Origin of the sequence: Kitasatospora sp. NPDC007106 (assembly GCF_040634455.1) — a bacterium.
GTDB lineage: Bacteria > Actinomycetota > Actinomycetes > Streptomycetales > Streptomycetaceae > Kitasatospora > Kitasatospora arboriphila.
Map to the genome: position 1 here is coordinate 1 of NZ_JBEYFP010000723.1, position 2909 is coordinate 2909.

The 2909-nt window shown below is 76.8% G+C and carries 3 protein-coding genes; all 3 read right to left on the reverse strand.

The window, feature by feature from the left end:
- Window positions 1–859 (reverse strand): ATP-binding cassette domain-containing protein (locus ABZ641_RS31385; RefSeq protein WP_359987300.1); only part of this gene is annotated, 859 nt, incomplete at its 3' end.
- Window positions 856–1893 (reverse strand): ABC transporter ATP-binding protein, encoded by a 1038-nt coding sequence (locus ABZ641_RS31390; RefSeq protein WP_359987303.1) that lies wholly within the window; start codon window positions 1891–1893, stop codon window positions 856–858. The genes ABZ641_RS31390 and ABZ641_RS31385, both read right to left, overlap by 4 nt.
- Entirely contained in the window at window positions 1868–2806 is a 939-nt protein-coding gene (locus ABZ641_RS31395) for an ABC transporter permease (RefSeq protein ID WP_359987306.1), read from the reverse strand. Before ABZ641_RS31395 ends, ABZ641_RS31390 begins: the two co-directional genes overlap by 26 nt.
- Window positions 2807–2909: the final 103 nt, after the last annotated feature.

Below are 2909 nucleotides of genomic sequence, written 5' to 3' on the forward strand. Positions count from 1 at the left end.
GCGGGCGGGCGGCGGGGGCGCGCAGCAGGGCGAGGTCGGCGCGGTGGGCCGGGTCGAGGCTGGGTGCGGAGGCGGCGAGCAGGGCGCTGTACGGGTGGAGCGGCCGGGTCAGTACGGCCTCGGCGGGGCCGTGTTCGACGAGGCGGCCCCGGTAGAGGACGGCGATGCGGTCGGCGATGCCGGCCAGCGAGTCGAGGTCGTGCGAGATCACCACGACGGCGAGATCGAGGTCGTGCCGGAGCCGGTCGAGCAGTCGCAGCACGTGGTTGCGGTTGGAGGCGTCGAGGGCGCTGACCGGCTCGTCGGCGAGGAGCAGGCGGGGCCGGGTGACGATCGCCCGGGCGAGGGCGACCCGCTGGCGCTGGCCGCCGGAGAGGCGGCCGGGGGTGCGGTCGGCGAGGGCGTGGTCGAGGCCGACCTGGTCGAGGGCGGTGAGCACCCGGGTGCGGCGTTCCCCGGCGGGAACGCGGGCGACGGCGAGCGGTTCGCCGACGAGCCGGCGGACCGTCAGGTCCGGGTCGAGGGAGCGGAGCGGGTCCTGGAACATGTACTGGACGGTGCCGGCCCGGCGGGCTGCCCGGAGGGCGCGGCCGCGCAGGGCGGTGCGGTCCTCGCCGTCGACGGTGATCCGGCCGGCGGTGACGGGGGCGAGGCCGACGACGGCACGGGCCAGTGTGGTCTTGCCGGAGCCGGTCTCGCCGATGACGCCGAGGATCTCGCCGGCCCGGACGTCCAGGTCGACGCCGCCGAGGACGGTGGTGTCGCGGCCGAAGGCGACCTCGAGGCCGCGGATGCGGAGCAGCGGTTCGGTGCGGGCGGCGGATCGGGCGATGGCGGGCCCGACGGTGGCGGTGGTCATGCGGGCACCTCCGTGCGGTCGGGAGGAAGGGCTCCCTGCAGGGCGAGTTCGGCGGTCCGCAGGCAGCGGACGGTGTGGGAGCTGCGCCCGGGTACCGGAGTGAGGGCGACGGGTGCGCCGGTGCAGGCGTCGGTGGCGTAGGTGCAGCGCGGGGCGAAGCGGCAGCCGGGGCCGGCGGTGCCGGGCTCGGGCGGGCGGCCGGGGATGACGGCGAGGTCGCGGCGGTGCCGGTCGCCGAGGGAGGCGACGGTGAGCAGCGCCTCGGTGTAGGGGTGGGTGGGGGCGGCGAGCACCTCGGCGGTGGGTCCGTCCTCGACGATCTCCCCCGCGTAGAGGACGAGGAGCCGGTCGGTGACGTGGGCGGCGACCGCGAGGTCGTGGGTGACGAGCAGCAGGGCGAGGCCGCGTTCGGTGCGCAGCCGGTCGAGCAGGTCGAGGACCTCGGCCTGCACGACGGTGTCGAGTGCGGTGGTGGCCTCGTCGGCGACCAGCAGCTCCGGGTCGTCGGAGACGGCGATCGCGACGAGGACGCGCTGCAGCATGCCGCCGGAGAGCTCGTGCGGGTAGCGGTCGTGGACGGTCTCCGGGTCATGCAGGCCGACGGAGGCGAACAGGTCGACGGCTCGGCGGCGTGCCTCGCGGCGGGACAGCCGGTGCCGTGCCCGCAGGGGTTCGGCGAGTTGCCGGCCGACGGTGAGCGAGGGGTTGAGGTAGGAGCCCGGGTCCTGGAAGACGGCGCCGAGGCGGAGGCCGCGGACCCGCTGCCAGGCGCGTTCGTCGAGTCCGGTGAGGTCGGTCCCGCCGAGGTCGATCCGGCCGGCGGAGACGGCGGTGCCGGGGGCGAGCAGGCCGAGGACGGAGCGGCAGGTCAGCGTCTTGCCGCTGCCGGACTCGCCGACCAGGCCGACGGCCTCGCCGGCCCGGACGGTGAAGGAGACGTCGTGGACGGCCTCGGTGCGGCCGTGCCCGACGGTGACGTGCAGGCCGTCGACGGTCAGCGCGGGGCGTTCAGGCGTGGGCGCGGCGGCGGGCATCGACGGTCTCCTTCGGTGTCATGGCGGCGCCGGGGGCGGCGGTCCGGGCGGCGGCGGTGCTGCCGGTGTCCGCGGTGGCCCCGGCCGCGACGGGTGCGTCCGCGGGGTCGGCGTCGCGCACGGCGTCGGCCAGCAGGTTGAGGGCTCCGACGGTGAGCATGATCAGGGCGGCGGGCACGGCGGGCGCCCACGGCTGCTGGGCGAGGAAGCCGAGGTCACTGGCGAGCATGCCGCCCCAGGTGGGTGCGGGCGGTTGGACGCCGATGCCGAGGAAGGTCAGCGAGGCGACCGTCAGCAGGGCGGTGGCGAGGGCGTGCGCGGTGGTGACGGCCACGGTGGGCAGCACCTTGGGCCAGATGTGGGTGCGCAGGATGCGGATCCGGCCGGCGCCCGCGAGTTCGGCGGCCTCGACGTACTGTGCGCGGTCCAGGCCGAGTGCGGCGGCCCGGGTGACGCGGAAGAACAGCGGCGAGAGCAGCACGCCGAGGGCCAGCATCGCCTGGTGCAGTCCGTTGCCGAGGACGCCGACGGCGGCGATCGCGAACAGGGTGAAGGGCAGGGTCATCAGGGCGTCGACGGTCCGCAGCGAGATCCAGGTGAGCGCGGAGGCGAACCGGACGGACGCGAGGCCGGGGAGGATGCCGAGCAGCAGCGCAGCGCCCACCGCCTCGGCGGCGGCGGCCACCGACAGGCCCGTGCCGGCCAGCAGGCGGCTGAGCACGTCCCGGCCGAGGTAGTCGGTGCCGAACGGATGGGTGCCGCTCGGGCCGCCCAGGACGTGGGCCGGGTCCTGGGCGAGCGGGTCCAGCGGGGCCAGCTGGCCGCCGAACACGGCGAGCAGGGCGACGAGCGCGAGCACGGCGAGCGCGGCCCGGGCGACCGACAGCCGGGCGGCTCCGCGGAAGGCGTTCACCGGGCCCCCGTCCGGGCTGTTCGGGCCGACGGCGCCTGGCGGGCCCCCGGGTTGAGTGCGAGCAGCCCGGCGTCCACGGCCAGGTTGGCGGCCAGGACCACGG